The 5,760-nt window shown below is 74.7% G+C and carries 4 protein-coding genes; 2 read left to right on the top strand and 2 right to left on the bottom strand.

Annotation, left to right across the window (positions count from 1 at the left end; all coding sequences use genetic code 11):
• Positions 1–1,706 (top strand): ATP-binding protein (locus E0D90_RS23015; RefSeq protein ID WP_227870424.1); only part of this gene is annotated, 1,706 nt, incomplete at its 5' end.
• The gene (locus tag E0D90_RS23010; RefSeq protein WP_130799923.1) at positions 1,703–2,422 is read left to right on the top strand and encodes a response regulator; all 720 of its coding nucleotides are present in this window, start codon (positions 1,703–1,705) and stop codon (positions 2,420–2,422) included. The genes E0D90_RS23015 and E0D90_RS23010, both read left to right, overlap by 4 nt.
• 43 nt (positions 2,423–2,465) lie before the next feature.
• Here the strand turns inward: E0D90_RS23010 and E0D90_RS23005 are convergent, their stop codons facing one another.
• Positions 2,466–4,025, bottom strand: coding sequence for an alpha/beta hydrolase (locus E0D90_RS23005; RefSeq protein ID WP_130799922.1), 1,560 nt, complete (start codon positions 4,023–4,025; stop codon positions 2,466–2,468).
• A 231-nt stretch (positions 4,026–4,256) separates the two neighbouring features.
• Positions 4,257–5,465: a DNA polymerase III subunit delta' gene (locus E0D90_RS23000; RefSeq protein WP_130799921.1), complete on the bottom strand. Its 1,209-nt coding sequence runs from the start codon at positions 5,463–5,465 to the stop codon at positions 4,257–4,259.
• Between the last annotated feature and the right edge of the window lie 295 nt (positions 5,466–5,760).

Genomic DNA, 5,760 nt, shown 5'->3' with positions numbered 1-5,760 from the left:
CGTCCAGGACCGTCCCCATGCGCCTGCCGAGACCCCGCCCGCTCTCGCTGACCGGCTCGCTCTTCGTCGGCTACGCGCTGTTGCTGGCCCTCGCACTGGCTGCGACCGGGGCGCTGTGGGTCGCCCAGTTCGACCGGGAGCTGGACCGGCAGTACGCGGAACGCGTGCTGACCATCGCCCGCTCGGTGGCGGCGATGCCGGAGCTGGGCGAGGCGATGAACGACCCGGACCCGGCGGCGGTGATCGCCCCACGCGCCGAGGCGGTACGGGCCGCGACGCGCGCCGAGTACATCGTCGTCGCCACCCCCGAGGGCGTGCGCATGTCGCACGTCAACGAGTCGCTGATCGGCGAGCGGGTCTCCACCCCGCCCGGGCCGGCGGTGGCCGGGGAGGAGTGGAGCGGCGTCGAGACCGGCACCCGTGGCACCACCGTGCGGGCGAAGGTCCCGCTGACCGGCGGCGGACCGGCCGTCGGGGAGATCGTCGGCTATGTCTCCGTCGGCATCCTGACCTCGGAGATCGACACCGAGGTCAGCAACGCGCTGCCGTCCATCCTCGGCACCACCGCCGCGGTGCTGCTGCTGGGCGCGGGCGGCGCCTATGTGCTCTCCCGGCGGGTCCGCGCCAAGACGCACGGGCTGGAACCGGTGGAGATCACCGCGCTGCTGGAGGGCCGTGAGGCGCTGCTGTACGCGGTCCGCGAGGGGGTGCTGGCGGTGGACACCGAGGACAGGGTGGTGCTCGTCAACCCGCCCGCCCGCGTGATGCTGGGCCTGCCCGAGGACAGCGAGGGACGGCCGCTGGACGAGCTGGGCCTGGAGGCGCGGCTGCGGGACGTGGTCTCCGGCGCGGACCCGGGCGAGGACCGCATCGTGCTCACCGGCTCCCGCATCCTGGTCTGCAACCGGATGCCGGTGCGGGTCAAGGGCCGGGCCGCCGGCGCGGTGGTCACCCTGCGGGACCGGACCGAACTCGACCGGCTCACCGGGGAGCTGGACGGTGCCCGCACGGTCACCCGCGGGTTGCGCGCCCAGTCGCACGAGTTCGCCAACCGGATCCACACCGTGGCCGGGATGCTGGAGCTGGGCGCGGTCACCGAGGCGCGCGACTACCTGACCGACCTCTCCGCCGCGCACGCCCGGACCAGCGGAGAGATCGGCCGCAGCGTCGCCGACCCGGCGGTGGCCGCCCTGGCGCTCGCCAAGTCGGCCCAGGCGTCGGAACAGGGGGCGGAGCTGCGGCTCTCTCCCATGACCTCGGTGCCGCAGCGGATCGCGGGCCCCCTGCGGGCGGACGTCCTGCTGGTCGTCGGCAACCTCCTCGACAACGCCATGGACTCGGTCTCGGACTCCGGGCCGGGCGGCTGGGTCGAGCTGCTGGTGCGGATACACCCGGCCGACCCGCCGCAGCTGCCGCACGACCTGGTGGAGGTGCGCGTCACCGACTCCGGGCGCGGCGTCGCCGCCGAACTGGCGGAGGAGATCTTCGACTACGGCTTCACCACCAAGGCGGCCCGCGGCGGCACCCGTGGCCTGGGGCTGGCGCTCGTCCGGCAGGTCTGCGAAAGTCGCGGGGGCACGGTCGGGGTGGAGGTGCCCGCACACGCGAGCAGCGAAGAGGGAGCAGTGTTCACCGCCTATCTACCCGACTCCGAGGCCACCGTTCCGGCCCCCGACGCGGCCGGACGGCGGGCGGGCCGACCGTGATCAAGGTCCTGGTCGTCGACGACGACGTGCGGGTGGCCCGCAACCACCACGACCTGGTGCAGTCACTGCCCGGCTTCACCGCGATCGGCGTCGCCCACACCGCGGCCGACGCGCTCACCGAGATCGGCCGGCTCCGCCCCGACCTGGTGCTCCTGGACCTCTACCTGCCCGACGGCACCGGAACCTCCGTGCTGCGGGCGGTCCGCTCGCCCGAACACGCCGGGTCGCACCCCGTCGACTTCCTGGTGATCACCGCCGTCCGCGACATCGACCATGTGCGCGCCGCCCTGCACGGGGGCGCGGTGCACTATCTGCTGAAGCCCTTCCCGCTGACGGCGCTCCGCGACCAGCTGGAGCGGTACGCCGTGGCCCGCCGCCGGATCGCGGACGCCGGACCGGCCACCACCCAGCACGACGTGGACCGGCTGTTCGGCCTGCTGCGCCCGGCCGCCGCCACCCAGTCCCTGCCGAAGGGACTGACCACGGCGACCAACGAGCTGATCGCCGGGACGCTGCGCGAGGCGGACGGCGACCTGTCCGCGGTGGACGTCAGCGAGCGGACCGGGGTCTCCCGCGTCACCGCCCGCCGGTACCTGGAGCACCTGTGCGCCGACGGCCGGGCCGAGCTGCGGATGCGCTACGGCTCGGCCGGGCGGCCCGAGCACCGCTACCGCTGGCTGGGCACCGGCCCGGGCCCGGCCGAACCCGCCGGCTGAGCGCGACCGGGGAACGGCACGCCGGCGGCACCGGCGACCGCGCTCAGCAGCGCGCGCCCTCCTCCGGCGAGACGCCGTCCAGCAGGTAGGCGCCGACCACCTCGTCCACGCACGCGTTCTCGCCGTAGGCTCCGTGACCGTCGCCGTCGTAGGTCAGCAGCACTCCCGACTCCAGCTGCTCGGCCAGCGCCTCGGACCAGCCGTAGGGCGTCGCCGGGTCACGGGTGGTGCCCACCACCAGGATGTCGGCGGCACCGGCCGCCTCGACCGGCGCGGGCGTCCCCTTCGCCTCGACCGGCCAGGCCGCGCACATCAGAGTGGCCCAGGCGAAGTCACGGCCGAAGGTCGGCGACGCCTCCTCGAACGACGCCAACTCCTCCCGCACCGCGTCCGGGTCCTCCAGCGCGGCCGGGGCGTCCAGGCAGCTGATCGCGGGGAAGGCGAACATGATCGTCCCGTAGGAACCGGCCGGCTCCCGGTCGTGGTAGCTGTCGGCCAGCGCCAGCAGGGGTGCGCCGTCGCCGTCCGCCGCGGCGTTCAGCGCGTCCCGCAGCGGGGCCCACAGCATCGGCGAGTACAGCGCCTGGGCGACACCGGTGGTGGCCAGGGACTCGGTGAGCGGCCGGTCCTCACCGGTCTGCAGCGGCCTGGCGTCCAGTTCCTCGAACAGCTCCTGGAGGTCGGCGGCGCCGTCCAGCGGGCAGTCGCTCTGGTTGCCGCAGTCGGCGAGGAAGGACTGGAACGCCGTCTCGAACCCGGCGGCCTGTTCGCGGTCGCGCTCCAGGGTGCTCAGCCGCGGGTCGACCGCGGCGTCCAGCACCAGCCGGCCGGAGCGCTCAGGGAAGAGGTCGGCGTAGGTGGCGCCGAGCTGGGTCCCGTAGGAGGCGCCGTAGTAGTGCAGCTGGGTGTCGCCGAGGACCGCGCGCAGCAGGTCGAGGTCGCGGGCGGAGTCCTCGGTGGAGATGTGCTCCAGCAGCCGCCCGGACGAGGCGCGGCAGCCCTCGCCGAACTCGGTGAGGGCCTCGACGAGCGCCTCCTCCTCGTCCTCGTCGTCCGGGGTGCGGTCGACCTGGGTGAACGCGTCCATCTGCGGGCCGCTCAGGCACTCCACCGGCTCGCTGCGGCCGGTTCCGCGCGGGTCCATCGCCACCATGTCGTACCGGGCGCGGACGGGCTCCGGGAACCCGACGCCCGCGTGGCCCTGGAGGTAGTCGATCGCGGAGGCCCCGGGCCCGCCGGGGTTGACCAGCAGCGCGCCGATCCGCTCGTCGCGCGGGCCGGTGGCCCGCTTGCGGGAGACCGTCAGCTGGAGGTCCTCGGAGTCGTCGATGGCGCCGTAGTCCAGCGGCGCGGTCAGCGTCGCGCACTGGAAGCCCGCCACGCCGCAGTCCCGCCAGCTCAGCTCCTGCTCGTAGTAGGACAGCATCTCCTCGGGGATGTCGTCCGGGATCGGCTCCAGCCCGGCCGTGGGCTCGAACCCCGGGTCGGAGGGTGAGGGGGACGCGCCGCCCCCGGCGTCGTCGGTCGTGGTGCAGCCCGAGAGCAGCACGGCCGCCGCGGTGAGCGCGACGGCGGAGGCTCGGAACGGTCGGGTGGCAGGCATGGTTCCCCAGGCACAAGGTGCGGTCGGTGGTGAACGGCGTCTGACCGGAGCGTATAAGGCCGCCGCTCCGCGACTGCGGGGAGGCCAACTGGCGGGCGGGTCAACCATCTTGTACACCCGGCGGGCGGCGCGCGCCGCGCCGGGCGGACGACCGGGGCGTGGGAGAAGGGGGACGCGCGCGGATCAGGGGACGCGCGCGGACCAGGTGGTGCGATCCAGTGCGCGCGCGGATCAGGGAGTGCGCAGTTCCATCGCCATCGCCTCCACCGCCAGCAGCGGTGACACATTGCGGTCCAGCGCCTCCCGGCACGCCAGGATCGCCTCGATACGGCGCAGGGTCTGCTCCGGGCGGGAATCGGCCGCCGCCCGCTCCACCGCCTGGGCCCCGGCGCCCCCGGCCATCGCGACGGCGCTGCCGAACTGGTGCGCCAGGACGTCCCGGTAGAAGCCGGTGAGGTCGGTCAGGGCGAGGTCGAGGGCGTCGCGCTGGACCCGGGTGGCGCGGCGCTTGTGCCGGTCCTCCAGTTCCTTCATAGCCCCGGCGGTACCGCGCGGCATCCGCTTGCCTTCGGCTCCGCCGAGCGCGGCGCGCAGCTCCTCGGTCTCCTTCTCGTCGAGTTCGTCGGCGAGCTGCTTGGCGTCCTCGGCGGCGGCGTCGATCAGCTCCTGTGCCGCCCGCAGTCCGCCCCCGATGTCCGAGACCCGCTGCGGCAGGCGCAGCACCGCCTCGCGCCGGGCGCGGGCGCGCTCGTCCGTGGCCAGCCGGCGGGCCCGGCCGATGTGGCCTCGGGTCGCCTGGGCGACGGCCTCGGCCACGTCCCGTTCGATGCCGTCCCGCCGGATCAGCACCTCGGCGACCGCGGCGACCGGCGGAGTGCGCAGCGCCAGCAGCCGGCAGCGCGAGCGGATCGTCGGCAGCACATCCTCGACCGACGGGGTGCACAGCAGCCACACCGTGCGTGGCGCGGGCTCCTCGATCGCCTTCAGCAGGACGTTGGCGGCGCCCTCGGTGAGCCGGTCGGCGTCCTCCAGCACGATGACCTGCCAGCGGCCCCCGGCCGGGGAGAGCTGGGCGCGGCGGACCTGGTCGCGGGTCTGCTTGACGCCGATGGTCAGCAGATCGGTGCGGATGACCTCCACGTCGGCGTGGGTGCCGATGAGCGAGGTGTGGCAGCCGTCGCAGAACCCGCAGCCCGGTGCGCCGCCCAGCGCGCGGTCCGGGGAGACGCACTGGAGCGCGGCGGCGAAGGCCCGGGCGGCGGTCGACCGGCCGGAGCCGGGCGGGCCGGTGAAGAGCCAGGCGTGGGTCATGGCCGACCCCGAGACGCGCACCTGCTCACCGGCGGAGGAGGCGGTGACGTAGGCGTCGGCGTCCCGCGCGGCGGCGGTCAGCTGCTCCACCACACGGTCCTGGCCCACCAGGTCGTCCCAGACCGCCATCGTTCTCCCATTTCCGTTCGCGTCGCCGAGCACCGGCCGCGTCCATTGTGCGCCACGGCGCCGACATCCCCGGCCGGGCGGGCGTCAGCCGTCCGGCGGCGGCCGTCACCCAGCCGGACCGGCTCCGGAAGAGAGCCGGAGCGACCGATGAGACCTTGGGCCCACCAACCCCTGACCCTCCGCGTTCACACGAACACCCTCGGTTCCACAGATCGCCCCGGCCCGATGTACCAGGAGGCCCGGGAGACGGTTGCCGAGGGCGGTTCCGTGTCCGGCACCGGCACCGGCATCCTGC

The organism is Streptomyces otsuchiensis (genome assembly GCF_004305975.1).
Taxonomy (GTDB): Bacteria; Actinomycetota; Actinomycetes; order Streptomycetales; family Streptomycetaceae; genus Streptomyces; species Streptomyces otsuchiensis.
This window is presented reverse-complemented; position numbering and strand designations above follow the sequence as displayed.

Coding starts and splice junctions, on each gene's coding strand:
- E0D90_RS23005 (WP_130799922.1), bottom strand. CDS start 4,025: ATGCCTGCCACCCGACCGTTCCGAGCCTCCGCCGTCGCGCTCACCGCG.
- E0D90_RS23000 (WP_130799921.1), bottom strand. CDS start 5,465: ATGGCGGTCTGGGACGACCTGGTGGGCCAGGACCGTGTGGTGGAGCAG.